This window comes from Halanaerobium praevalens DSM 2228 (assembly GCF_000165465.1).
Lineage (GTDB): Bacteria > Bacillota > Halanaerobiia > Halanaerobiales > Halanaerobiaceae > Halanaerobium > Halanaerobium praevalens.
In genome coordinates this window covers 1,337,882-1,363,275 of the sequence record NC_017455.1, presented here as the reverse complement: position 1 = coordinate 1,363,275, position 25,394 = coordinate 1,337,882, and the positions used below count along the sequence as shown (strand labels likewise).

20 protein-coding genes, 1 riboswitch and 1 other annotated feature are annotated in these 25,394 nt (G+C 29.1%); of the genes, 18 read left to right on the top strand and 2 right to left on the bottom strand.

Features of this window, described 5'->3' with window-relative positions; all coding sequences use genetic code 11:
* Positions 1-4: 4 nt before the first annotated feature.
* The 17 genes from HPRAE_RS06295 (at position 5) to HPRAE_RS06215 (ending at position 22,027) form a co-directional block, all read left to right on the top strand.
* Complete coding sequence (locus HPRAE_RS06295; RefSeq protein WP_014553390.1) at positions 5-1,687, top strand: Rne/Rng family ribonuclease; 1,683 nt, start codon at positions 5-7, stop codon at positions 1,685-1,687.
* A 140-nt stretch (positions 1,688-1,827) separates the two neighbouring features.
* Positions 1,828-1,906: a sequence feature (ribosomal protein L21 leader region), on the top strand.
* 13 nt (positions 1,907-1,919) lie between these two features.
* Complete coding sequence (gene rplU, locus HPRAE_RS06290) at positions 1,920-2,231, top strand: 50S ribosomal protein L21 (RefSeq protein ID WP_014553389.1); 312 nt, start codon at positions 1,920-1,922, stop codon at positions 2,229-2,231.
* Between the two features lie 91 nt (positions 2,232-2,322).
* Complete coding sequence (gene rpmA, locus HPRAE_RS06285; RefSeq protein WP_014553388.1) at positions 2,323-2,601, top strand: 50S ribosomal protein L27; 279 nt, start codon at positions 2,323-2,325, stop codon at positions 2,599-2,601.
* Between the two features lie 77 nt (positions 2,602-2,678).
* On the top strand, positions 2,679-3,950 hold the full coding sequence (gene obgE, locus HPRAE_RS06280) for a GTPase ObgE (RefSeq protein WP_014553387.1): 1,272 nt from the start codon (positions 2,679-2,681) through the stop codon (positions 3,948-3,950).
* A 52-nt stretch (positions 3,951-4,002) separates the two neighbouring features.
* Positions 4,003-4,290, top strand: coding sequence for a ribosome assembly RNA-binding protein YhbY (gene yhbY / locus HPRAE_RS06275; RefSeq protein ID WP_014553386.1), 288 nt, complete (start codon positions 4,003-4,005; stop codon positions 4,288-4,290).
* A gap of 44 nt (positions 4,291-4,334) precedes the next feature.
* Positions 4,335-5,207 carry a DegV family protein gene (locus tag HPRAE_RS06270; protein ID WP_014553385.1) on the top strand — a complete coding sequence of 291 codons (873 nt, stop codon included), beginning with the start codon at positions 4,335-4,337 and terminating at the stop codon, positions 5,205-5,207.
* 39 nt (positions 5,208-5,246) lie between these two features.
* A complete protein-coding gene (gene abc-f / locus HPRAE_RS06265; protein ID WP_014553384.1) occupies positions 5,247-7,181 on the top strand; it encodes a ribosomal protection-like ABC-F family protein in 1,935 nt (644 codons plus the stop codon).
* A 53-nt stretch (positions 7,182-7,234) separates the two neighbouring features.
* On the top strand, positions 7,235-9,133 hold the full coding sequence (locus tag HPRAE_RS06260) for an HD domain-containing phosphohydrolase (protein ID WP_014553383.1): 1,899 nt from the start codon (positions 7,235-7,237) through the stop codon (positions 9,131-9,133).
* Positions 9,134-9,235: 102 nt separating this feature from the next.
* Positions 9,236-10,522, top strand: a complete 1,287-nt coding sequence (locus tag HPRAE_RS06255) for a hypothetical protein (RefSeq protein WP_014553382.1) — start codon at positions 9,236-9,238, stop codon at positions 10,520-10,522.
* Between the two features lie 66 nt (positions 10,523-10,588).
* Positions 10,589-10,707, top strand: a riboswitch (FMN riboswitch).
* A gap of 189 nt (positions 10,708-10,896) precedes the next feature.
* Positions 10,897-12,036 (top strand): bifunctional diaminohydroxyphosphoribosylaminopyrimidine deaminase/5-amino-6-(5-phosphoribosylamino)uracil reductase RibD, encoded by a 1,140-nt coding sequence (gene ribD, locus HPRAE_RS06250; protein WP_014553381.1) that lies wholly within the window; start codon positions 10,897-10,899, stop codon positions 12,034-12,036.
* A gap of 66 nt (positions 12,037-12,102) precedes the next feature.
* Positions 12,103-12,756 (top strand): riboflavin synthase, encoded by a 654-nt coding sequence (locus HPRAE_RS06245; protein ID WP_014553380.1) that lies wholly within the window; start codon positions 12,103-12,105, stop codon positions 12,754-12,756.
* A 69-nt stretch (positions 12,757-12,825) separates the two neighbouring features.
* A complete protein-coding gene (locus tag HPRAE_RS06240) occupies positions 12,826-14,016 on the top strand; it encodes a bifunctional 3,4-dihydroxy-2-butanone-4-phosphate synthase/GTP cyclohydrolase II (protein ID WP_014553379.1) in 1,191 nt (396 codons plus the stop codon).
* A gap of 71 nt (positions 14,017-14,087) precedes the next feature.
* Positions 14,088-14,552: a 6,7-dimethyl-8-ribityllumazine synthase gene (gene ribH, locus HPRAE_RS06235; protein ID WP_014553378.1), complete on the top strand. Its 465-nt coding sequence runs from the start codon at positions 14,088-14,090 to the stop codon at positions 14,550-14,552.
* A gap of 156 nt (positions 14,553-14,708) precedes the next feature.
* Positions 14,709-16,235: a phosphohexomutase domain-containing protein gene (locus tag HPRAE_RS06230; RefSeq protein WP_014553377.1), complete on the top strand. Its 1,527-nt coding sequence runs from the start codon at positions 14,709-14,711 to the stop codon at positions 16,233-16,235.
* A 136-nt stretch (positions 16,236-16,371) separates the two neighbouring features.
* Positions 16,372-17,913, top strand: a complete 1,542-nt coding sequence (locus HPRAE_RS10910; protein ID WP_014553376.1) for a sensor domain-containing diguanylate cyclase — start codon at positions 16,372-16,374, stop codon at positions 17,911-17,913.
* Positions 17,914-18,079: 166 nt separating this feature from the next.
* Positions 18,080-20,032: a fructose-1,6-bisphosphatase gene (locus tag HPRAE_RS06220; RefSeq protein ID WP_014553375.1), complete on the top strand. Its 1,953-nt coding sequence runs from the start codon at positions 18,080-18,082 to the stop codon at positions 20,030-20,032.
* 45 nt (positions 20,033-20,077) lie between these two features.
* Entirely contained in the window at positions 20,078-22,027 is a 1,950-nt protein-coding gene (locus HPRAE_RS06215) for a fructose-1,6-bisphosphatase (RefSeq protein ID WP_014553374.1), read from the top strand.
* A gap of 5 nt (positions 22,028-22,032) precedes the next feature.
* Here HPRAE_RS06215 and HPRAE_RS06210 read toward each other — a convergent pair whose 3' ends face one another.
* Together HPRAE_RS06210 and nhaC are read right to left on the bottom strand one after the other, a co-directional pair.
* On the bottom strand, positions 22,033-22,704 hold the full coding sequence (locus HPRAE_RS06210) for a DUF3159 domain-containing protein (protein ID WP_014553373.1): 672 nt from the start codon (positions 22,702-22,704) through the stop codon (positions 22,033-22,035).
* Positions 22,705-22,847: 143 nt separating this feature from the next.
* The gene (gene nhaC, locus HPRAE_RS06205; RefSeq protein WP_014553372.1) at positions 22,848-24,221 is read right to left on the bottom strand and encodes a Na+/H+ antiporter NhaC; all 1,374 of its coding nucleotides are present in this window, start codon (positions 24,219-24,221) and stop codon (positions 22,848-22,850) included.
* 197 nt (positions 24,222-24,418) lie between these two features.
* Here nhaC and HPRAE_RS06200 point away from each other — a divergent pair, with 197 nt between their 5' ends.
* Positions 24,419-25,279 (top strand): damage-control phosphatase ARMT1 family protein, encoded by an 861-nt coding sequence (locus tag HPRAE_RS06200; protein WP_342626761.1) that lies wholly within the window; start codon positions 24,419-24,421, stop codon positions 25,277-25,279.
* Positions 25,280-25,394 lie beyond the last annotated feature (115 nt).

Genomic DNA, 25,394 nt, shown 5'->3' with positions numbered 1-25,394 from the left:
ATAGATGAGTAGACAAATAGTAATTAATTCGGAATATCGGGAAAGAAGGGCAGCTTTACTAAATAATAATTCTTTAGAAGATTTATTTTTTGAAAGAGATACTTATCATAAAATAGCAGGGAATGTTTATCGAGGTAGAGTTCAAGATGTATTACCAGGAATGCAAGCAGCATTTGTAGATATTGGTATTTCTCGTAATGCCTTTATTCATTTAAATGACTTATACCCTATTTTAAGTAATGATCAAAAAAAGAAATTAAGTCAAAAAGATTTAAATATTAAGCATGTTTTACAACCTGGTCAGTGGTTAATGGTTCAAGTTGTAAAAGAGCCAATGGGCAGTAAAGGAGCTAAAGTTACTTGTAAAATTTCAATCCCAGGTCGCTTTTTTGTTTATATTCCTTCTGATAATAAAATCGGTATCTCTCGCAGAATTGATGATGATGGAGAAAGAGGGAGACTTAAATCAATAGCTCAAGATTTAAAAAATGGCAAAGAAGGACTAATTATTAGAACAAATGCCAGAGATGAAAGTTATACAAAATTGCAAAATGATTATAATTTTTTATCTGGAACGTGGAAAAGAATTAGAAATGATTTTTTTAAGAAAAATAATATTGATATTTTATATCAAGAAGAAGATTTATTAAAAAACTTAATTAGAGATTATTTAGATGAGAAGATAGACCGAGTAGTAGTTGATGATAAAAAAGATTATCAGCGTTTAATAGATTTGACTTCAGTTTTTGCACCTGATCTTAAAAATAGAATTGCTCTTTATCAGCGTAATATACCTATTTTAGCAGCATATAATATTGAAAAAGAAATAGAAAGCTTACTTCAGCGTAAAGTCTGGTTAAAGTCAGGTGGTTATTTAGTCATTGATCAAACAGAAGCTTTAGTTTCAATAGATATTAATACAGGTAAGTTTACAGGTAAAAAGAATTTACAAGATACCATTGTCAAAACAAATAAAGAAGCTGTAGCAGAAATAGCAAGACAAATTAAATTGAGAGATATTGGCGGAATTATAATTATAGATTTTATTGATATGAACAATCACTCTGACCAGCAGTCTGTAACAGATTTATTAGCAAATGAGCTGGAAAAAGACAGGACTAAAACTTCTATTTTAGGTTTTACTCAATTAGGATTATTAGAAATGACAAGAAAAAAAGTAAGAGAAGGCTTTGGCACTTTAATGCAAAAAGATTGTCCTGTTTGTGGAGGAACTGGTAAAGTGTTATCAGAATCTACTGTAGCTATGAAGGTTATTCGAAAAATTGATGAAATTATAAGTCGCAAAAAATATCCAGCAGTTTCATTAGAAGTTCATCCAGAAGTAGCAGCAGTTTTAATTGGAGCTGGAGGAGAAAAATTGCAAGAGTTGGAAGAAAAGTTTGAAGTTGATATCTTTATTAGTGGAAATGCTGAATTAAAATATGAAGATATAATTATTGAAAAAGGAAGTAAAGAAGATTTGCAGCCTGAAATTTTAGATTTAGATGCTGGTGATCGAATTACTGTTAAAATAGAAGATCAACATGCGAGTAATGAAAGTGCTGGCATAGGAAGAATTGATGGTTATATAATTATTGTAAATGGAGCTGGTAATATGGTTGATAATGAAGTTGAAATTATAATTGATGATCTTCATCGGACTTATGCACGGGCCCATTTAGCATAAATTTATTTCTTTTTTAAATAAAATTTGATTTAAAATTAAATAAATTACTAAAAAAACAATTGATTTTCTTATTTACTTGACTATAAGGTTCAACTGTGCTAGAATTTATATCTGGAGTTATTTATCCAGCCTTCAATTTGAAGGTGCCAAAACCGCACGGTACAGGTTCAAAAATCTCTATTTAAAAGAGTACCTTATCCGGCGAGTCTGAGGTAAGGGAGGTGTAACATAAATGTACGCTATTATTAAAACTGGTGGTAAACAATACCGCGTTGAAGAAGGTCAAATAATTAAAATTGAAAAGCTTTCTGCTGAGGAAGGCGAAAACGTTGAATTTGATCAAATTTTAGCTGTTTCTGATGATAATGGTTTAAAAGCAGGTTCTCCTATGATAGAAGGAGCTTCTGTTAAAGGAAAAGTAATTGACCAAGGTAAAAACAAAAAAATTGTTGTTTTTAAGTATAAGCCAAAAATCAGATATCGTAAAAAGACTGGTCATAGACAGCCTTATACTAGAGTCTTAATTGAAGACATTAATGCTTAATTTTATATAAAGAATTAGCAAATATTAACTTGAAAGTTAATATCGAACTTTTAAATATTTTAAAATTTATTTTCTAAGGGGGTGGAGTTAAATGTCCCAGAAGAAGGGTGTTGGTAGTTCCCGGAATGGTCGTGATAGTGAATCGAAACGACTAGGTGTTAAAGAATTTGATGGTGAATTCGTATCTGCTGGAAGTATTTTAGTACGTCAAAGAGGTACTAAATTCAAGCCAGGTTTAAATGTTGGACGTGGCAGTGATGATACTTTATTCTCCAAGGTTAACGGTTATGTTAAATTTGAGAGAAAAGGTAGAAAAAATCGTCAAATTAGTGTCTATACAGAAGATCAAGTAGCAGCTATTGCTAACTAATATTATTGTATAATATCCCTCAGTGCTCTAGGTGCTGAGGGTTTTTTTAATTTTTATAAAACCAGGAGGTGAAAAATATGTTTATAGATGAAGTAGAATTTAAAGTTAAAGCTGGAGATGGCGGCAATGGTGTTGTCAGCTTTCGTCGGGAAAAATATATTGATCAAGGTGGTCCTGACGGTGGTGATGGTGGTGATGGTGGTAGTATTATTCTTAAGGTAAATGAAGGAATGAATACTTTAGCTGATTATCGCTATAATAATATTTATAAAGCTGATCGAGGTGAAAATGGTAAAGGTAAAAAAATGCATGGTAAAACAGGAGAAGATCTTTATTTAGATGTGCCCCCTGGAACTATGATTTATGATGCAGACACAGATCAATTTCTAGCTGATTTAACAGAAGCTGGTGATCAATATGTAATTGCTGCAGGTGGTAAAGGTGGCCGTGGTAATGCTAAATTCAAAAAATCAACTAGAAAAGCACCTCGTTTTTCTGAGACTGGTGGTACAGGTGAGCTTAGAAAAATAAGATTAGAATTAAAGGTTTTAGCTGATATTGGCTTAGTAGGTTATCCTAATGTTGGTAAATCAACTTTAATTTCTCAAGTATCACATGCTAAACCTAAGATAGACTCATACCATTTTACTACTTTACATCCTAATTTAGGTGTAGTTAAGTATGGAGATTATAAATCCTTTGTTATGGCAGATATTCCTGGTATAATAGAAGGAGCACACCAAGGTACAGGTTTAGGGGATGAGTTTTTAAAGCATTTAGAAAGAACTAGGCTTTTAGTTCATGTAATTGATGTTTCCGGTATTGAAGGTCGAGATCCTTTAAAAGACTTTGAAACAATTAATAATGAATTAAACAAATATAATGATTATTTAGCTTCTTTAGAACAGGTTATAGCTTTAAATAAAATTGATCTTGAAGTTGGTAGACAAAATATTGAAACTGTTAAATCAGAATTAAATGAAAAAGGATACAGTGTTTTTCCTATTTCAGCAGTTACAGGAGAAGGTTGTAAACCTTTAATTTATCATTTAGGAGAAAGATTAGAGGAAGTCCCTGCTCGAGAAATTGAAAAAGAAGAAGAAATTTTAATAACTCCTGATTTTGTTGATGAACTTTATTTAGAAAAATTAAATAAGAAAAAATATGAGCTTAAAGGTAGCTTATTAGATTCTTATTTGGAAAAAACAGATTTTAATAATGAAGCAGCAGTTAAAAGATTAATGCGGGTTTTAAAACACAACGGTTTAAATAAATTAATGGAAAAAAAGAAAGTTGAAGAAGGAGATACTGTAGTTATTGGTCCTTTAGAATTTGATTATGTAGAATAAAAAGCAGAGTAAAAATTTGTTTTTAAATAAAGTATGAAAGAAGGTGAAATTAATGTTAACAGGTAAAAATAGAAGTTATTTACGTAGTGAAGCTAATTCTTTAAATCCAATTGTTCATGTTGGTAAAGATGGAATAACAGAATCAGTAATTGAACAATTAGATTCAGCTTTAGCAGATCATGAATTACTGAAAGTAAGAATTTTAGAAAGTACAGGTAGAACAACTCGTTCTGCTGCTGAAGAACTTGCTACTGCAACTGGAGCTGAGCTTGTTCAGGTTATTGGTGGAATAGCAGTTTTGTTTAGACAGCGTGAAGAAGACTCAAATTTTAAACTTTAAACAATAATTATACCCGGGGGAGATTTCCATAGGGAGGAAATTTTATGTCAAAAGTTAAAATAATTACAGATAGCTGTTCTGATTTACCAGCTGCAATCATAGAAAAATATGGGATTGAATTTTTAAATATTGAGGTAAATATTGATAATAAAATTTATTATGACCGAGCTGATTTAGAGCCAAAAGATTTTTATAATTTGATCAAAGATCAAAAGCAAGTTCCTAAAACATCAAGGCTTACTCCAGATAAATTTAAAAATATTTATCAAAAGTATTTAAATGATTATGATCATATATTAGTAATTGCTTTTTCATCTAAATTAAGTGGTATTTTAGAATCAGCTGTAATTGCTAAAAAAGAAATGGCTGCAGAAAAAATTACAATTATTGATTCAAAAGCTGCTTCTATTGGTCAAGGCATATTGGTATATCAAGCTGCTAAAATGCTAAAAAATGGTCAAAAACTAAAAGAAGTAGTTAATAAAACTATGGCTGATGCTGCTAAAATGGAGCATATTTTTGCAGTAGGTGACTTAGAAATGCTAAAAAGAGGTGGCAGAATTTCTAAGGCAAAAGCTTTAATGGCCAATGTCTTAAATATTAAACCCATACTTCATATTTTAGATGGAGAAATTTTACCACATGATAAAGTTAGAGGTAAAAAAAGAATGATTTCTTATTTATTAAAAGAAATAAAAACAAAAGCAGATCAACCAGAAAATCAGGTAATCGGACTTGCTTATTCAGAAGATCAAGAAGCTGCTTTAAAATTAAAAAAAGAAATTGAAAAAGAATTTGAACCAAAAGAGGTTTTTTTAACAGAAATTGGGGCTGCAGTTGGTTCTCATGCTGGGCCTGGAACTTTAGCAATTGTTTTTAAAAATAGTAAAGAGATTGCTAAACCAAAATTATATTAAATCCTACATTACTAAGCTAATAGAAAAGTGTGATTATAAATGGCTATTTTAAATATTAATAATCTCAAAAAAGAATATGGAATTGATACAGTTCTCAAAGATTTTTCGCTTAATGTAAATCAAGGAGAAGCAGTTGCTTTAATTGGAGCTAATGGATCAGGTAAAACCACTATTTTTAAAATTATTAGTGGTCAAGAACACTATTCTAGAGGTACTGTTTCAGTTAGAAATGATATTGAAGTTGGTTATTTGGACCAGCTTCCTGATTTTTCTAGTGATTTAACAATTTATCAAGAGTTAGAAAAAGTATTTGCAGATGTTAAAAAACAAATTAAAAAAATGAAAGAATTAGAAAATGAAATTGCTAAAAAAGGAAAAAAAGTAGAAGAAGCAGAACTTGATTCTGAAAACTTAGCTAAAACTATGAGAGAATATAGTTTTTTGCAAGAAAAATTTGAAAAAGGTATTGGTTATGAATATCAGAGTAAAATTAGGCAGGTTGCTGCTGGAATGGGGTTTGATGAACTAGAAATACAAGCAAAAACCTTAGACCAGTTAAGTGGAGGCGAAAAAACAAGAGTGGGGCTGGCTAAATTACTTTTATTAGAGCCTGATTTGCTGCTTTTGGATGAGCCTACAAATCATTTAGATCTTAAATCAGTTGAATGGTTAGAAAATTATTTGAACTCATACCAGGGTAGTTTATTGATTATTTCTCATGATCGTTACTTTTTAGATAATACCATTGAGCGGATAGTAGAAATTAAACATGGAAAAAATGAAGATTATAGTGGTAATTATAGCTATTATCAAAAAGAAAGAAAAAGAAGATATGAACAGCGTTTAAGGGAATATAAAAATCAGCAAAAAAAGATAAAAGAATTAGAAGATGCTATAGAACAACTTTATATTTGGGGAAGATCTAGAGATAGTGAGAAAATGTTTAAACGCGCTAAAGCAATGGAAAAAAGATTGGAAAGAATTGATAGGATAGAAAAACCACAGCTGAAAGCAAAGAAAATGAATCTAGAGCTTGATCCTTCTATTAGAGGTGGAGATGACGTTTTATTTGTAGAAAATTTAACCAAAACTTTTGCTGATTTAAATTTATTTCAAGATCTTAGTTTTGAACTCCACCGCAGTGATAAAGCAGCAATTATTGGAGATAATGGAACAGGTAAATCAACAATTTTGAGAATTATAATGGGTGAGTTAACTGCAGATCAAGGTCAAGTTAAAATAGGAACTAATATCTATCCTGCCTATTATCGTCAGGAATTTGAAGGTTTTAATCCCGAAGATGATTTAATTACTGCTTTACAAAGAGAAACTGCTGTTACTAATTCTACTGCTCGTGATATGCTAGCTTCTTTTTTATTTACTGGAGAAGATGTATTTAAAAAAGTAAAACAATTAAGTGGAGGCGAAAAGAGCAGATTGCGGCTATTACAGCTGATGAGTGGTAACTACAATTTTTTAATTTTAGATGAACCAACAAACCACCTTGATTTAGCCTCTCGTGAAGTTTTAGAAGAAGCTTTAAATGATTATCAAGGTACAGTTTTAATTGTTTCTCATGATCGTTATTTTTTAGATAAAGTTGTTGGCTGTATCTATGAGTTAAAGCAAAAGCGATTAACTAAATATTATGGAGATTATAGTTATTATAAAGAAAAAAAGAAAAATGAAGAAAGTGCTGTAGTTGAAAAAAACAAGCAGCAAAAAAGTGAAGGTAAACTTGATTATGAAGCTCAAAAAGAGGCTCGTAGTAAAGCAATGAGAAGAGAAAAAAGACTGAAAGAGTTAGAAACTGAAATAGAAAAACTAGAAAAAGAATTAATTGAATTAGAAGCAAAAATGACTGCAGAAGAAAATATTGATCAATTTGAGCTTTTACAAGAGTTAAAAGCAGAATATGAGCTAAAAAATAACAAGTTGGATAGTTTATACCAAGAATGGGAAGAACTTATTTAAAAACTGAAGCTTATAATAATTGAATTCCGAATTTAAAAATGTGAGGTAAAAAAATGGATAAGATCATTAACAGTTTTGAGATAAAACCTGAAAAAATAAAAATCTCCCAAAAAACTAAAAATCAGTGGCAAAATCTTCTGGAGTTAATTGTGAAAAATTCAGATGCTAAAGAGGCTATATTAACTGAATATAATAAACCTTATTTAGAAATTATTAAAATAAGTAAATCAAAAAAAGCATTTTTTAAAGAAGGAGAAAAAATTAAACTTTGTGGTCATTATTGTCAAAATGTTATTGAAAATAAGCAATTTTTAGAAGTTAATGATGCTACTAAAAATTCTGTTTGGCAAAGAGCACCAGAATTAGAATTCGGGATTAACTCTTATTTAGGATATCCAATTTTTTGGCCTACTGGTGAAGTTTTTGGTACTATTTGTCTGCATGATACTCAAAGTAGAAACTTTAGTTCTGAAACTAAAACTGAATTAAAATTCAGCAGTCAATTAATCGAAAATAGTTTGGAAATATTATATCAAAATCAGGTTAATAAAAGGTTATTAGATTATTATTCAGATTTATTAAATACACTGCCAGTTGGAATAATGATTGAAAATAAAGCTGGTAAAATTTTAAAAGTTAATAAAGCAATGGAAAAAATTACTGGTTATAAAAAAGAAGAACTCTTATTAAATACAGTTTTTGACACTTTAGTACCCATAGATCAGAAAAAAATGGCTAAAGCTAATATTAAAAGAATTTTAGCAGGAGAAGTTTTAAAACATGAGCTGCCATCAGCTACTAATAATGGTGAAGAAAGATTTGTTAGACTTCTAGAACAAAAAATAAATTTACCTAATAATCAAGCTGGGATAATTTCAATTCAAAGTGATATTACTGATAAAGTTAAATATGAAAAACAAATTAAATATGCAAGTTATCATGATAGTTTAACGGATCTTTATAATCGTTCTTATTTAGAAAATAAAATTCCAATTTTAAATAAACAACAAAAATTTCCTTTAGCTGTAATTATGGCAGATTTAAATGGACTTAAACTAGTAAATGATACTTATGGTCATAATGCAGGTGATGAGCTTTTAAAGAAAATGGCTAATATTTTAAAAATAACCTGTAGAAAAAGTGATATCATTGCCCGTTGGGGTGGAGATGAATTTATTATATTATTACCTAAAACTGATCAAAAAGAAGTAAAAAAAGTAATTAAAAGGATCAAAAACAAGCTTAAAAATACTTATTTGAATTTAAAAAATGATAACAAATTACCTCTTTCAGCAGCTTTAGGATGTGGAATTCAAAATTATTATTATCAAGATTTTTTCAATATTTTAGCAGAAGCAGAAGCTCAAATGTATAAGAAAAAATTAATAGAAAGTAAAGCACTTAAAAATAATATAGTAAAAAATATTTTAAAAACTTTGAGTGCAAATAGTCAAGAAACTCCAGGTCATTCCCAAAGAATGGCTGTTTTATCTGAAAAATTTGCCAAAAAGCTTAATTTAAGTGAAGCTGAAATTAATAAACTGCTTTTAATTTCTAAACTACATGATATCGGTAAAACTGTAATTCCTAAAAATATTTTAAATAAAAAAGAAGAACTAACTAAATCAGAATGGGAACAGATTAAAACACACCCAGCAGTTGGTCATCGAATTTTAAATACAACTGAAGAATTTTCTCATATTTCAGAAGAAATTTTATCACATCATGAAAGATGGGATGGTCGGGGTTATCCTCGTGGTTTAAAAAGAGAGGAAATACCATTTTTAGCTAGAATTATTAATTTAGTTGATGCTTATGAAGTTATGACTCACCAAACAAGTTATCAAAGGGCTTTGACTAAAGCAGAAGCCTTAGCTGAAATTGAAGAAAATTCTGGCACTCAATTTGATCCTAAACTAGCAAAATTGTTTATAGAATTATTGCAGGAATAGAATGATTTCATTTAATTATTTCAAAAATTAAGTCAATAATTATTTAGCAAAAATTGAACTATGTAAAAAATAAAATTATTAATAAAACTGGAGGTTTAAAAAATGAAAAAATTTTTTAAAAAAAGCTCCATTTATATTTTATTGCTGATAATAGCTGCTGGAATTATTTTTAGTTTAAATAATTATTATGGTGCTAAAATTTCAGCTGATATCAAGACTGAACTGAATCAATTAGCTGAAAATAATAATTATCAACTCGAATTAGCAAAGCTTAGCGCAAATCCTTTACTCCAGCGAATAGAGATTAGAAATTTAGACTTAAAGAAAAAATATAATTATAATTTAAATATTTCAGAGGCCAAAATTTACTTAAGCTGGCAGCAAGTTTTCAATTACCTATTTGAACAGGATTTTAAATTAGCAAAGAATTTCGAAAGTGAAATTAAAAATCTGGCTTATTCAAGTTTGGTAAATAATTATCAACTTAATTTTAAAGGTGCACAATTAGCATATCAAGGTGATTTAAGTCAAGCTAAAGTAGAAAAATTAGATCAAACTGAAGATCTTTACTTTTTATTAGAAGATGCCCATAATTTAAGCTTAAAAGCTGATGAAGTTAAATATGATTATCCTTTTTATAGATACTTAGGTTTTAATAAGAAAAATTGGGATAAAATTTCAAGCTTTGATCATTTTGTACTAAAAGCTAATTATGATGAACAAAAACAGTTAATTCAATTAGAAGAATTTAATTTAAGTGGAGATATTTTAAAAATTATTTTTAATTTAAATTCAGAATTAGCTTATAATAAAAAAGAGCCTAAAATTGAAATTGAAAATCTAGCAGGAAAATATGATTTGTTAATTGCTGGTCAAGATTTAGGATTTGAGCCAACTTCTATTTTTAAAGAACTTAAATTTAATCAATTTGCTTTTAATGGAAATTTAGATTTAGATTTGACTAATAGTTCTTTTAAATTAAATCAATTTGATTTTAGTTCAAGCTTAAAAGAATTTGAAATTTTATTAGCTGAAGATATGAATAAATTTTTAACTCAAAACACTTTTGGTCTTTTATCAGTATTAGATGATTTAAACTTTAAAATTGATGAATATTCATACCAACAAGAATTTACAGCTCCAAATGGTAATTTTAAGTCAAAGATAGATTCATCTTTATTTGAAGCGCAGTCAAAAGGTGAATATAATTATGATCAAAAAGATTTTTATATTAATAATGCTCTTTTAAAATATAAAGTTAAAACTAAAGAAATGGAGCAGTTAAATTATTTAATTCAAATTATGCTAGCTAAGAATTTAAGTCAAGATGAAGAAGGTTATTATAGACTTGAATATTGGGGAGATGTTGATGATTTAAATTTCAAATAGATATTTATTTGAAAAATATCTTTACAAAATATAATTTAAATGCTAAACTATAATTAGAAAATTGAATATAACTAACGAGGATGGGTGAAATTCCCTACCGGTGGTAAAGTCCACAAATCCAATTATTTGGGTTGATCTGATGTAATGCAGAACCGACAGTAAAGTCTGGAAGGGAGTTAGGTATAACTTGATAAGGCTAAGTGATTTTTATTTTATTTGCTTTGTTTATTTTTTGCAAATTTATTTAAAATATCAATCAAATTAGCTGAATTGTTTATATTATAAAATTTTTACTACTAAAGACCTTCCAGAATTGGAAGGTCTTTTTTTAGTTGTCCAATTTTTTATGATCAATAAAGTAGGAGGAATAGTTAATGCAGCAATTTTCAATAAGTGACCAAAAATATATGGATAGAGCTTTAAAATTAGCAGCTTTGGCTGTAGGAAAAACATCTCCCAATCCTTTAGTTGGGGCGGTTATAGTTAAAAACGGAGAAATTATTGGTGAAGGCTATCATCAAAAATATGGAGCTCAGCACGCTGAGGTAAATGCTTTAGCTAAAGCTGGGTTCAAAGCAGAAGGAGCAGAACTCTTTGTTAATTTAGAACCCTGCAGTCATTTTGGTAAAACACCTCCCTGTACTCAAGCAATTATAGCTTCAGGTCTAAAAAGAGTTGTAGTTGCTTTAGTTGATCCTAATCCTCAAGTAGCAGGAAGAGGAATTAAACAGTTAAGAAAAGCAGGAATCAAGGTTGAAATTGGCTTATTAGCAGCTAAGGCTAAAAAATTAAATGAAATTTTTTTAAAATACATAACAAGTGAATTACCTTTTGTTTATCTTAAAAAAGCTCAAACTTTAGATGGTTATATTGCAACAAGTAGTAGTGATTCAAAATGGATTACAAATGAGCAAGCTCGTAAAGAAGGTCATAAATTGCGTCAAAAAGTAGATGCAATTTTGGTTGGTATTGGCACAATCTTGGCAGATGATCCTGCTCTAACAACTAGATTAGAGAAAACAGAGACTAAAGATCCGCTCCGAATTATTCTTGATCCTTTATTGGAAATCCCAATTGATGCTCAAATAATTGAGCAGAAATCTGAGGCTGAAACTTTAATTATTACAGCTACTGAATTTCCTCCAGCTCAAGCAGTAGCTAAGTTTAAGAAAAAAGAAAAAATATTAAAAAAAGGCGGAGTTCAGATCATCAGTTTTGCAGTAGATGCTAATAATTATTTTGATTTAAAAAAGATCTTAAAATATCTTCATCAGCAAAAAATAGCAAGTATTTTAGTAGAAGGTGGAGCAAAATTAAGTCATAGTTTTTTGGCTCAAAAACTTATAGATAAATTTTATTACTTTATTGCTCCCAAAATTTATGGAGGTAATGATGGCTGTGCTTCATTTTCAGGCTCTGGTCCCAAACTAATGGCAGATACAGTTAATTTAGAGATTATTGAGCAGCGTAATTTGGCAGATAATATTTTGTTAATTGCAGTCAGCAAAAATTAAATTTAAGCAAATATTAACAATAATTAAGTTTATTTATCCTAATTATTTTTAGTGGAGGTGCAACAATTGTTTACGGGTATAATTCAGGAAAAAGGAGAATTTTTGGGGAAATCTAAAAGTGAGCATAAATATCAACTTAAAATTAAAGCAAAAAAGGTTTTAGCTAATCTGACAAAAGGAGATAGTATAGCTGTCAATGGAGTTTGTCTCACAGTAGTTAATTTTGGTGATAATTATTTTAAAGCTGATATCATGCCTGAAACGCTTAAAGCTACTAATTTATCAGGCTTAGAAAAAGGTTCAAGCTTGAATTTAGAACAATCATTAAAGGTAAGTGATTTTATTGGTGGTCATTTTGTAACTGGACATGTTGATTCGACAGCAGTGGTAAAATCTATTAAAAGAGAAAATAATGCTCAAATAATTAAAATGGAAATTGATTCAGAAACAGAAAAACTAATTGTTAACAAGGGTTCAGCTGCTCTAAATGGAGTTAGTTTAACAGTAATGGAAATTAGAAATGGTATTTTGACAATATCTTTAATTCCAGAAACTTGGTCTGAAACAAATTTAGCTAATTTAAGTCCTGGTGACAAAGTTAATCTTGAAACAGATATTTTGGGGAAATATGTCTATCAAATTTTAGGTGGTGTAAATAATAATACTGCTGAAAAAAGTAAAATTTCTAAAAATTTTTTAGCAGAAAATGGTTTTATTTAATTTATTAAATTTAGTACCTAAATAAATTAAAATTGTTTTTAAAATATATTAAGTAAAAGGAGATTTAAAATGGACAAAATTGAAGCTGCATTAGATGCAATTAAAGCAGGAGAGATGGTAATTGTTGTTGATGATGAAGACCGTGAAAATGAAGGTGATTTATTAATGGCAGCAGAAAAAGTTGATCAAGAATCCATTAACTTTATGATCAAGGAGGCCAGGGGACTTGTCTGTACACCAATAGAAGAAGAGTTAAGTCAAAAGTTAGACTTAGAAATGATGGTTGAAAATAATACAGAGTCACATGGGACAGCTTTTACTATTTCAATTGATCATCAGACTGTAACAACTGGAATCTCAGCTCAGGAAAGAGCATTAACTATTCAAAAACTTGTTGATCCAGCTGTTAAGGCAGAAGAGTTTATGCGCCCTGGGCATATATTTCCTTTAGTAGCCAAAAAAGGAGGAGTTTTAAGAAGAGCTGGTCATACAGAAGCCGCTGTTGATTTAGCTAGACTGGCAGGCTTAAAATCAGCTGGAGTAATTTGTGAAATAATTAAAAAAGATGGAGAAATGGCAAGATTAGTCCATTTAAAAGAATTTGCTAAAAAACATGATTTAAAGTTAATTTCAATTGAAGATTTAATTAATTATCGCAAGCAAAAAGATAAATTAATTAAGTTCGAGGCCGAAGCTAAACTACCTACTGCTTATGGTGAATTTAAAATTAAAGTATTTACAACAAAAGTTGATAATAAAGAACATATTGCAATAATTAAGGGTGAAATAAAAGAGCAAGAGGATGTCTTAGTTCGTGTTCATTCTCAGTGTATTACAGGTGATATTTTTGGTTCTAAACGTTGTGATTGTGGAGAACAGTTGGCAGCTGCTTTGCAACTAATAGAAGCTGAAGGAAAAGGAGTAGTTTTATATATGCGCCAGGAAGGTAGGGGAATTGGCCTTGTCAATAAAATCAAAGCTTATAACTTACAAGATCAAGGCCTAGATACTGTAGAGGCAAATCTTGAATTGGGTTTTGATCCTGACCTTAGAGACTATGGAATCGGAGCTCAAATTTTAACAGAACTTGGTTTAACTACTATTAAACTTTTAACAAATAATCCAACTAAAGTTGTTGGTTTAGAAGGCTATGGCTTAAAAGTAACTCAAAGAGTTCCTCTAGAAATAGATCCAAATCAAAAAAATGAATTTTATTTAAAGATCAAAAAAGAGAAAATGGGCCACTTACTTGATCTTTAGATATAAGTATATCTTATATCCGTACCCGGTTCAAAAGAAATGAATCACAAATAAAAGGAGATTGATAAATTATGAAAAAAATTGAAGGACATTTAATGGCAGATGGAATTAAAACAGCTATAGTTGTTGGTAGATTCAATGAGTTCATTTCTTCCAAATTATTGGAAGGAGCAATTGATGCTTTAAAAAGACATGGAGCAGTAGAAGCAGATATTGATTTAATTTGGGTACCGGGTTCATTTGAGATACCTTTAACAGCTAAAAAATTAGCTTCTAAAAAAGAATATGATGGAGTAATTGCCTTAGGAGCAGTTATTAGAGGTGAAACTTCTCATTTTGATTATGTAGCTGCCGAAGTTGCTAAAGGAGTTGCTACAGCAGGACTTGAGACTGATAAACCAGTTATTTTTGGAGTATTAACAACTGATACAATTGAACAAGCAATTGCCAGAGCAGGGACTAAATCAGGAAATAAAGGCTATGATGCAGCAGTTTCGATGATTGAAATGGTCAATCTATTTAAAGAAATTGATTAATTATTAACTGCTTAAAATAGTTTTTAGGATTTTAGATTGATTTAGTTACTAAAATTATTATATAATATAAATGAATAATTATTTTAAATTAATTTAAAATAAAGAAATAATATTTAATAATTATTATTTTAGAAAACTAAAATTGGAGTGATTTTTGTGGAAGAAATTGAATGGTCAAAATTATTAAGTGGTACAGATATCCGTGGTACAGCAATCGCCAGTCAAGATCAAGAAATTAACTTAAGTCAAGAAGCTGCTTTTGCAATTGGATTTTCTTTTGTTAAATGGCTAGAAAAAGACTTAGCTAAAAAAGGAGAAAAAATGGAGCTAGCTATTGGTAATGATTCTCGTTTAAGTGCTGGTAAACTAAAACTAGCTTTAGCAAAAGGAATCAAAAAAGCAGGTGCCAGTGTTTATAGTGCAGGCTTAGCTTCAACACCAGCCATGTTTATGTCAACTGTTCTAGAAGGATATCAATATGATGCTGCAATTATGATCACTGCTAGTCATCTTCCATCAGATAGAAATGGGTTTAAATTTTTCAAAAATAGTGGAGGCTTAGAAAAAGAAGATATCAAAGCGATCTTAAAATTAGCAGGAGAGCAAGGAACCGAATTTTTCCAATCAATGCCAAAAGAAAATATTAATTTAGAAAAAATAGATTTAATTTCTGCTTACGCAGATCATATTAAAAATGTAATTAGAAAAGGTCTAAACCCAAGTGTTAATTCTAAAAAACCATTAGCTGACTTTAAAATTGTTGTTGATGCTGGTAATGGTTCAGGTGGTTTTTTTGTTGATCAAATATTAAAAGATTTAGGTGCAGATACTAAAGGAAGCCAATTTTTAGAACCAGATGGTAATTTTCCTAACCATGCTCCTAACCCAGAATCAAAACCAGCTATGAAAGCTATTCAAAAAGCTGTTAATCAAAATCAAGCTGATTTAGGAATTATTTTTGATACTGATGTTGATCGAGCAGCAGTAGTTGACAGCACAGGACAAGAAATTAACCGAAATAAGCTAATTGCTTTAGCTGCCACAATTGTTCTTGAAAATAATCCGGGAGCAACAATTGTTACTGATTCAGTGACTTCAGTTGGCTTAAAAGAATTTATTGAAGAAAAACTGGGAGGAGTTCACCATCGTTTTAAAAGAGGTTATAAAAATGTAATTAATGAAGCTCAAAGATTAGAAAATGAAGGTATTTCTGCTCCTTTAGCAATAGAGACTTCAGGTCATGCCGCTTTTAAAGAAAATTATTTTCTGGATGATGGTGCCTATTTAGTTGCCAAAGTTTTAATTAAATTAGCTAACTTAAAAGCAGAATCAAATCAGAAAATTGGAGATCTCATTTCAGATTTAAAAGAAGCAGAAATCAAAAAGGAATATAGAATAAAAATTAAAACAGAAGCTTTTAAAAATTATGGTCAGCAAATTCTAACCGATCTAAAAGAATTTGTCAAAAAAATAGAAAGCTGGCAGTTAGCACCAAAAAATTATCAGGGACTAAGGGTTAATTGTGGTGCTAAAGATTGGTTTTTAATTAGAATGTCTTTACATGATCCTGTTTTAGTCTTAAATATTGAAGCTGATAAAAAAGAAAACTTAGATTTAATTATTGAAAAAGTTAATGAATTTTTAGGAAAATATGATAAATTAGATTTTCAAAAATTAGCTTAAATAAAGAATCAAACAGATAGTTAAATAGGTGATTTTTTAAAACAGTCTAGTATTTTAAAACTAGGCTGTTTTTTTGCTTTAATTAGGCTTAAAGTATATAATAAAATTAAATAGCTAATGAAAAGAGGTCTCATAAATGAAAAAAAATTTTATATTTTCGAATAAGTATTATTTGTTGACCTTAATTTTGATTATCATTATTTTTTTCATTTTTGTCTTTTTTAGTTATTATGAAAAATTAGAAGAAGAAAGGTTTTTCAAAAACCAAAGTTTAAAAAGATCAGAAGCAGAATTGAATTTAGTCTTAGATGCTTATAAAATAACAGCAGATTCTTTATTTGAAAACATCTTAGATACTCCTGCTATTAAAAGTATCATTTATCAAGCCTTAAATAATGAAGAACAGAGAGATTATTACCGACAAAAATTAAAATCAAAATTAAATAGTTTTCACCAAAATTTAGAACAATATAATTTAAAAGAAATTCATTTTCATTTTAAAGATGGAATTAGTTTTTTAAGAATGCACCAACCTGAAAAATTTGGAGATCAACTTTTTGCTAAAAGAAAAAGTATTAAGTATGTAAATACAGAAGCAAAGAGATTTTTAGGTTTTGAAGAGGGTTGTGCTTGTAATGGTTACCGCTATATTTATCCTTTAAATTACCAAGGTCAGCATATAGGTTCTATTGGTTTAGGACTTTCATTTACAAAAATAACTGATTTATTAGGAAAAAATTTTAAAGGTTTAAAGCTTTTTATAATAAAAACTGATTTACTGGAAAAAATAGCTTTTGCAGATCAAAAAGCAAAATATAAAAATTTTTCTTTTTTAAAAAATTATAGTTATAATTATAATAATTATAATCAAATATTTGAGCAAAAAAATAAGTTTAATTTAGCAGTTATTGAAGAAATTAATTTAAAAAATAAAGCTAAACTAGAATCTCAGCTAAAAGCTGGTAACTCATTTACAATTTCCCAAAGAATAAGTGGTAGTTATTATACAGGAACTTTTATTAGGATTACTGGAGTTGATGGTTTAACCAAGGGCTATTTAATTAGTTATCAAGCAGATCAGGCTCTTAATTTTATTAGCCAAAAATTTTTAAATATCCTCATTATTGCTATAGCCTTTTTAATTTTAAGTCTTATTTTACTAAGAATAATCTTTTTAAATAATCATAAATTAAGGTTACTAGCTCATAATGATGAATTAACTGAAATTAATAATCGGCGTCATTTAACAAATGTCTTAACAAAAGAATTTAACCGTCACCAAAGATATAATAGTAGTTTTGCTTTTATAATATTTGATATCGATTATTTTAAAAATGTTAATGATAATTATGGCCATGATGAAGGTGATAGAATTTTAAAAGAGTTAAGTGAGTTAATTAAAAATAATATTCGTCAAAGTGATCACTTTGGGCGCTGGGGTGGAGAAGAATTTGTTCTATTAGCACCTGAAACAGAGCTTAAAGCAGCTTATAAATTAGCTGAAAAACTGAGAAAAGCAATTGCAGCTTATAATTTTATTCAAGCAGAAAATATTACTGCTAGTTTTGGAATAGCTGTTATAGAAAATGAAGAAAACATTGAGGAATTAATAAAAAGAGCAGATAATGCACTTTATAGAGCTAAAGCTAAAGGTAGAAATAGAGTAGAAATTGATTAACTATAGATTATGGAGTAAGGTAAAATATATTTGAAACTAAAGCCTAATTATTAAACTCTAAAATATTAAAAGAATTTAAAAAATTATGCAGGTTAAAAAGTTCAAATCTAGAAGTAATTAATTGACAAAAAGAGAAAATAATTAGGCTCTTAAGAAAGGGGAAATAATGAAAGATATTAAATATTTAAAACTTTTATCTGAGCAGTTTCCTAATATACCAGCTGTCAGCACAGAAATTATTAACTTAAAAGCAATTTTAAATTTACCTAAAAGTACTGAGCATTTTTTGACAGACTTACATGGGGAAGCAGATGCCTTTAAATATATGCTCAAAACCGCTTCCGGAATGATTGAGTACAAAATTGATCAAATTTTTCGAGGAGAATTAACTGATACTGAAAAAAGAGAATTAGCAACTTTAATTTTTTATCCAAAATCAAAAATGAAAGAATTAGAAGAAAAAGGACCTATACCTCAGGCCTGGTACAAAGAGGCTTTAGATTATTTAGTCCAAATTTCTAAGGAAGTTTCCTCTATTTATACCAGATCAAAAGTAAGAAAGGCTTTACCAGCAAAGTTTGCTTATATTATTGAAGAGTTATTACATATTAAAACAGGAGAAAAAAATAAAAAAGACTATAAAGATCAAATTTTAACTACAATTATTGAAGTTGGACAAGCTAGGGAATTTATTATTTCTTTATCTGAATTAATCCAAACTTTTGCTGTTGATAAATTACATATTATAGGCGATATTTTTGATCGAGGGCCAGCTCCTGATGTTATTATGGGAGTTTTAAAAGCACACCATGATGTTGATATTCAGTGGGGAAATCACGATATCTTATGGATGGGAGCAGCTCGCGGTCAAAAAGCAATGATTGCTACTGCGCTTAGAATCACACTTCGTTATGGTAATTTAGAATTTTTAGAAGAAGGCTATGGGATTAATATGAGGCCATTAGCAAGATTTGCTATGAATAATTATCCAGAAGTTAAAGAACAAATCTTTAAACCACATTTAATTAATAAAGAATTAGATGAAAGTGAAAGTAAAATAATAGCTCAGATGCAAAAAGCAATTGCTATTATTCAGTTTAAATTAGAAGGGCAATTAATTAAAAGAAGACCTGAATTCAAAATGAATGAAGCCCTTTACCTTGAAAAAATTGATTATAAAAAAGGTAAATTAAATTTAAAGGGAAAAGAATATGAACTAACAGATAAGCATTTTCCCACCATTGATCCTCAAAACCCTTATCAGTTAAGTGAATGGGAAGCAGAAATAATTGAACAATTAAGCTATTCTTTCAAAAATAATGATCAGCTACAAGAAGATATTAGATTTTTATATAATAATGGAAGTTTATATAAAAAATATAATGGCAACTTATTATTTCACGGCTGTGTACCTTTAAAGCCCAATGGAGACTTTTCAGTTGTAAAAATTGAAGGAGAAGAATATAGTGGCCAAAAACTAATGAACTTTTTTGATGATATTGTAAGAAGAAGTTATTCAATTAAAGAAGTGGAATCTGATTTTCAGGATTGGCTCTGGTATATTTGGCGGGGAGAATTATCACCTTTATTTGGTAAAGACAGAATGACTACTTTTTTAAGATATTTTACTGATGAAGATGATAAAGCACTTTATCGTGAAAATAAAAACCCTTATTATCAAGCAAGAGAAAAAGAAGAGATTTGTCAGAAAATTTTAGCTGAATTTGGACTAGATCCCAAAACGGGTCATATTATCAATGGTCATACACCTGTGGCAGAAAAAAAAGGAGAAAGTCCCATTAAAGGCAATGGTAGATTATTAGTAATTGATGGTGGAATTGCTGCAGCTTATCATGAAAAAACTGGTATCGGTGGCTATACTTTAACATATAGTGATACTAGGTTAAGGTTAACAGCACATGAACCATTTATTAGCAAAAAAAATGCTCTACATAAAGATAGTAGAGATACAATTTCTGCAACTGAAGTTTTAAAGTTTAAAAAAGCCCAAAAAATTGCTGACACTGATATAGGTGAAAAGTTGACCAAAGATATTAAGTATTTAATGCAACTTTTAAAAGCTTATCAAGATGGTGTAATTAGAGAAAAATATAGTTAAATCAAAGCTGATTTTGAGTTTTTAAGTCAAGGAGGCTAATTATTTATGGAAGCAGAAAAATATTTAGAACTTTTATCAGAGAACTTCCCTAATATTCCAGCAGTTAGTACTGAAATTATTAATTTAAAGGCTATTTTAAATTTACCTAAAAGTACTGAACATTTTTTAACAGATTTGCATGCTGAAGATGAAGCATTTCAATATATGCTCAAAACTGCTTCAGGAGTTATTGAATATAAAATAGATCAAGCTTTTGATTTAAGTCAAGCAGAAAAAAATGAATTAGCAACTTTAATTTTTTATCCAGAAGAAAAATTAGAAAAATTAAAAGCGAATCAGGCTAAGCTTGGGGCAGCTGAATACCAAAAATTTTTAAATCAAATAATAAAACTCTCTAAAGATGTATCTTCTATTTATACTAGATCAAAAGTCAGGAAAGCTCTACCAGAAGAATTTGCTTATATTATCGAAGAACTTCTGCACCTAAAAAAAGATAGTAAAAACAAAAAAGATTATCATGATCAAATTGTAAAAACAATTATTGAAATTGGTCAAGCTGAAAACTTTATTATTTCTTTAGCCCAGCTAATCCAAACTTTTGCAGTTGATAAATTGCATATAGTAGGAGATATATTTGATCGAGGTCCAAATCCACATAAAATTATGGACGTTTTAAAAAATCACCATGATGTCGACTTACAATGGGGAAACCATGATATATTGTGGATGGGAGCAGGTCTTGGTCAAAAAGCATTAATTGCAACAGCAGTTAGAATTAGTTTGAGATATGGTAATTTAGAGCTCTTAGAAGAAGGTTATAGAATTAATATGAGACCTTTAGCCAGATTAGCCAGAAATTATTATCAAGATTTTAAGGGAGAAATTTTTTGTCCTAAATTAATAGAAAGAGATATTAATGATCAAGATAAAGATATCAGTGCTCAAATGCAAAAAGCAATTGCTATTATTCAATTTAAATTAGAAGGCCAATTAATTAAAAGCAGACCTGAATTTAAAATGAATGAAGCCCTCTATTTAGAAAAAATAGATTATAAAAGAGGTATTTTAACTTTAAATGAGCAAGAATATCCTTTAATTGATAATCATTTTCCGACAATCGATCCTAAAAATCCCTATCAATTAAATGAGCAAGAACAAGAAGTAATAGATCATTTAAGTAATTCTTTTCAAAATAATGATAGATTACAGGAAGATATTAGATTTATTTTTAATAATGGAAGTATGTATAAAAAATATAATGGAAATCTGTTATTTCATGGTTGTGTACCTTTAAAGCAAAATGGGGATTTTGCTGAAATTGAGGTGGAAGCTAAAAAAGTTAAGGGTAAAAAATTACTTGATTTCTTTCAGGATGTAGTTAGACATAGTTATTCAACTAAAACAAAGAGAAAAGATAAACGTGACTGGTTATGGTATCTCTGGCGAGGAGAATACTCTCCTCTTTTTGGTAAAGATAGAATGACTACTTTTTTAAGATATTTTACTGATGAGGATGATAAAGAACTTTATCAAGAAAATAAAAATCCATATTATTCTTTGAGAGAAAAGGAAGAAATTTGTAATAAAATATTAAAGGAATTTGAGATGGATCCTGAGCAGGGAGTTATTATTAATGGTCATACTCCAGTTGAAGAAAAAAGAGGAGAAAGTCCAATTAAAGGCCAGGGAAAATTATTAGTAATTGATGGTGGAATTTCTGCTGCTTATCATAAAAAAACTGGTATAGCTGGCTATACTTTAATTTATAGTGACTCAGAAATGAGACTGATTTCTCATAAACCGTTTGTATCTAAAGCAGAAGTGCTCAAAAAAGGAACAAAAGATACACTTGCTTCTAAAGTTGTAAAAAAGTTTGAGCCAGCCAAGAAAATTTCAGATACAGATATAGGAATTAAATTAAAAGATGATATTAAGTATCTAGAAAAATTACTAAAAGCTTATCAAAATGGAACTATTAAAGAAAAATATAATTAAGCTGTTTAAAAGCCTCTTTTTTGACCATCCCAAGGAGGCTTTTTATTATTTTTAAATTCATCAACTCCAGGCCCACCAAGTTTATTTAGTCTCCAGATTCCATAAATATAGCTGATTATTAGAATAGCTATAATAGCTGGCCACCCTAAAAGCAGATTAACCCAGGCCAAGTTAAGCACAGCATTACTGAAAAATAATCTAAGTTGAATTATCAATCGCAGCCCAAAATAAAGAGTCCAAAAAATTGTGACTTCTCTATAAGCAGGTTTAATATCATCACGCCAGAACCAGTCTAAAGGCCATCCACGGCTCAAATGACTGGCCCAGGCAGCAAGTGGTTTATTTAACAAAATACTAATTAAAGCAGCTAAGACCAAAAAAGCAGAAGAAATTAAAGCGGGAATAAAATAATTACCAGCATTATTACTTAAATAAGCAAATAAAGCTGCAATAATCACCCCAGCTAGGCCCGCTAAAGAATATTTCCAATTATCTTTTTGTAAAACTCTTTTAGTGAAGTTAAAAAAAGCAGTAATCACTGCTAAGATAAGAGCAGTTTTTAAACCAAAAATGGAATTAATAATTGTATAAATTAAAGGTGGTAGCAGAGCATCAAAAGTTTTATTTAAAAATATAGAACTTAATTCTGCTTTTATTTCAGATTTATTTATTTTCATTTAAAAACCTCCTTTTTAATTATTAGACTATATAAGTTATATTCAAGCGAAAAAAATTATCTCCTTTTTTAGTTTTAAATAAAAAAGCTGTTCTAAATTAATAGAACAGCTTTTAGCTTAATTTTAAAATTTAATTTTTAACTTTAATTACTTCTAAAAGTAAATTTATTAGTTAAAGCATAGATCACAGCAATAATTGGGGCTAAAATAGATAAGAATGTATAAGGTATATAGCCAAAACCAATATCCATTACATTTTGAATATAGACAGAAACTACTCCCCAAGGTAAAATTGAACAGCCTAAAGTAGAAGCTGTTTCTAAAGAACGTGAAAGAACATTCGTTTCAACCCCCATCTCCTTATAAGCAGGAGCAAGGGTTCTTCCAGGAATAACAATTGAAACAAACATTTCTCCAGTTGCCAGTAGCATAATATAAGCAGAACTTAAGGAAATTAAAATTAAATCTCTAGGCTTTTTAATAAAGCCCAGCATAGATTCTAAAATAACTTCTAAAACTCTAGCTTTTTCTAAAATCCCTCCCATTGCAGTTCCGGCCATAATAATAGCAACTGTATTCATCATATTATTAATTCCACCCTGAGTTAAAAGGTTATCTAAAATTTCTAAACCAGTATTTGCTTGATAACCATTTGCAGCTACATTTAAAATTTGGCTAAAACTTGCCCCTTGAGTTATAATAGCAAAAAGAGAAGCCGTTAAGAAACTAATTGATAAAGAAGCAATTGCTGGAACTTTAAAAATAGAAAGTAAAAGCATTAAAGCAGGTGGAATTAAAGTCCAAAAACTAATATTAAAATTCTGCCCCAAGTTTTCTAACATTAAAGCTATATTAGTTAAGTTTGCTCCACTATCTAAATAAAAAGCTCCAATAATTGAATATAAAATTAAACTAATTAAAGCAGCTGGGACAGAAATATAGAGCATCGATTTTATATGATCAAAAAGCTCAGTGCTACTCATAGCAGCTGTCAAATTGGTAGAATCAGACATTGGAGAAACTTTATCACCTAACATTGCTCCCGAAACTATTGCTCCAACAGTAATTTCCTTGGGAACTCCCAGTCCTTCAGCAACTCCTAAAAGTACAATCCCCATTGTAGCAATAGTACCAAAAGAACTACCAACCAAAATAGAGGTTAAGGCTGCTAATAAAAATGCAGCTGGTAGAAAAATATTAGGACTTAAAAGTTCTAAACCATAATAAACCATAGTTTGAATTGTCCCTGCTAAGATCCAGCTACCAATAACCATACCAATAATAATTAAAATTAAAGAAGCTCCAAGTGCATTTTTAATTCCATTAATCATACCACTTTCAATATCTTTCCAGTTCAACCCTAAATAAAGAGCAAATAAAGCAGCTGTCATTGCTCCTAAAATTAGAGCTGCTTCCAAAACTAAGGCAGTCCGAATAGAAATTAAAATTACTGCAACCACAGAAATCAATGTTATAACAGCAATTTTACTATCAGGTTTTTTTATTTCTTCAGTCATTTTTTATCAAATCCTTTTTTTTAGTGATTAAAGCAAAATAATAATTGCAATTAATATAATCATATCTATTTTTAGGCTTAAAATCAAATCTAATAGAAATTTTTAGATTAAGCTAAATATTTTAATATAAAAAATATAAGAAAAATTAAATAAATTATTGACTTCTGGTCACAGGCTATTTATAATAAGCAAAAGGGGTGATTAGGGTGGGAATAAAATATGATTGTTTTCCCTGTTTATTTAAACAATTTTTGGAGTCGGCTCGAATGGCAAATGATGATGAGGAATTTGTTAAGGAAATTTTGAGAAAATATTCTCAAATGTTACCAGATTTAATGGAATCAGATTTTGGCTCAGCAGTTATTTCAGCAGAAGTTCAGGCATACATAACAGAACTAAGTGGAATAAGAGACCCTTATCGAAAATTTAAACAAGAAAAGTTGGAGATAGCTAAAAAATTATTACCACTTTTTAAAGCAGAAATTAAAAAAGCAGATGATCCACTTTTAATAACACTTTTAATCTCTGCCCTAGGCAACTCTAAAGATAAAAACTTTGATTTTAAACAAACTGATTCTATTGATTTAGCTCAGATATTGAATGAGAAGTTTAATTATAATGATTATCAAAATTTTAAAGCTGATTTAAAAAATGCAGCTAAAATATTATTTATTGCTGATAATACAGGTGAAGCTTTATTTGATAAATTATTATTAGCCCAATTAAAAAAATATGATGTAGAAATAAAATATGCAGTGAGAGAATGTCCAATTCTAAACGATATAACAATGGAAGAAGCTCAAAAACTTACTATTGATGAATATGCAGAAATTATTAATAGTGGTAGTAGAACTCCTGGTATGCCGATGGAAGCTGCTACAGCAGAATTTGAAGCAGAATATCAAAATGCTGATTTAATTATTAGTAAAGGTCAAGGTAATTTAGAAACTCTATTTGAAAAGGAAAAAGGAATTTATTTTTTACTTAAGGCTAAATGTGCTTTGATTGCAGATTCTTTAGGAGTTAAAAAAAATGACTTCATTTTTATTAGACATTAACTTTTAATGAGCTATTAAGTAATCTATTTACTATTATTTGAGAGTAATTAATATTATTATTTGAGTAATCAAGTAGGCAATTTTTAATTGCTTTCAATAGGAGGTAGTTTAGAAA

Coding starts and splice junctions, on each gene's coding strand:
- HPRAE_RS06295 (WP_014553390.1), top strand. CDS start 5: ATGAGTAGACAAATAGTAATTAATTCGGAATATCGGGAAAGAAGGGCA.
- HPRAE_RS06240 (WP_014553379.1), top strand. CDS start 12,826: ATGGACAAAATTGAAGCTGCATTAGATGCAATTAAAGCAGGAGAGATG.
- HPRAE_RS10910 (WP_014553376.1), top strand. CDS start 16,372: ATGAAAAAAAATTTTATATTTTCGAATAAGTATTATTTGTTGACCTTA.
- HPRAE_RS06215 (WP_014553374.1), top strand. CDS start 20,078: ATGGAAGCAGAAAAATATTTAGAACTTTTATCAGAGAACTTCCCTAAT.
- rplU (WP_014553389.1), top strand. CDS start 1,920: ATGTACGCTATTATTAAAACTGGTGGTAAACAATACCGCGTTGAAGAA.
- HPRAE_RS06210 (WP_014553373.1), bottom strand. CDS start 22,704: ATGAAAATAAATAAATCTGAAATAAAAGCAGAATTAAGTTCTATATTT.
- obgE (WP_014553387.1), top strand. CDS start 2,679: ATGTTTATAGATGAAGTAGAATTTAAAGTTAAAGCTGGAGATGGCGGC.
- yhbY (WP_014553386.1), top strand. CDS start 4,003: ATGTTAACAGGTAAAAATAGAAGTTATTTACGTAGTGAAGCTAATTCT.
- abc-f (WP_014553384.1), top strand. CDS start 5,247: ATGGCTATTTTAAATATTAATAATCTCAAAAAAGAATATGGAATTGAT.
- HPRAE_RS06260 (WP_014553383.1), top strand. CDS start 7,235: ATGGATAAGATCATTAACAGTTTTGAGATAAAACCTGAAAAAATAAAA.
- HPRAE_RS06255 (WP_014553382.1), top strand. CDS start 9,236: ATGAAAAAATTTTTTAAAAAAAGCTCCATTTATATTTTATTGCTGATA.
- nhaC (WP_014553372.1), bottom strand. CDS start 24,221: ATGACTGAAGAAATAAAAAAACCTGATAGTAAAATTGCTGTTATAACA.
- ribH (WP_014553378.1), top strand. CDS start 14,088: ATGAAAAAAATTGAAGGACATTTAATGGCAGATGGAATTAAAACAGCT.
- ribD (WP_014553381.1), top strand. CDS start 10,897: ATGCAGCAATTTTCAATAAGTGACCAAAAATATATGGATAGAGCTTTA.
- rpmA (WP_014553388.1), top strand. CDS start 2,323: ATGTCCCAGAAGAAGGGTGTTGGTAGTTCCCGGAATGGTCGTGATAGT.
- HPRAE_RS06270 (WP_014553385.1), top strand. CDS start 4,335: ATGTCAAAAGTTAAAATAATTACAGATAGCTGTTCTGATTTACCAGCT.
- HPRAE_RS06220 (WP_014553375.1), top strand. CDS start 18,080: ATGAAAGATATTAAATATTTAAAACTTTTATCTGAGCAGTTTCCTAAT.